The sequence below is a fragment of the Planococcus sp. RAB007_Raresut genome, assembly GCF_057369535.1.
The window spans coordinates 1-233 of the sequence record NZ_JBXYIF010000284.1; the positions used below are offsets into that span (position 1 = coordinate 1).

At 51.9% G+C, this 233-nt stretch carries 1 protein-coding gene; it reads left to right on the top strand.

Annotated features, from left to right (window positions below):
- Nucleotides 1–19: 19 nt before the first annotated feature.
- On the top strand, nucleotides 20–233 hold a 214-nt coding region (locus AC2Q9J_RS18550), incomplete at its 3' end, for a LysR substrate-binding domain-containing protein (RefSeq protein WP_499042208.1).

A 233-nucleotide genomic window follows, 5' to 3' on the forward strand; every position in this document is an offset into this window, starting at 1 on the left:
CTCCACAAGAGGGCTCGCATTGACGCCAGATGGAGAGAAAATCATCGAGTTCGCCAAAAAGATGTACAGTGAAGAACAAGAACTAAGGGGCGAACTGACGGCCAACCAAGGAGAAGTGTACGGAAGGTTGAGGGTAGCCGTCGCCTCCATCATGGGACAGTATTGGCTACCCAAGGTATTGAAGACGTTCGTCGAACGCTATCCGTCCGTCCGTGTCAAATTGGTCACCGGAT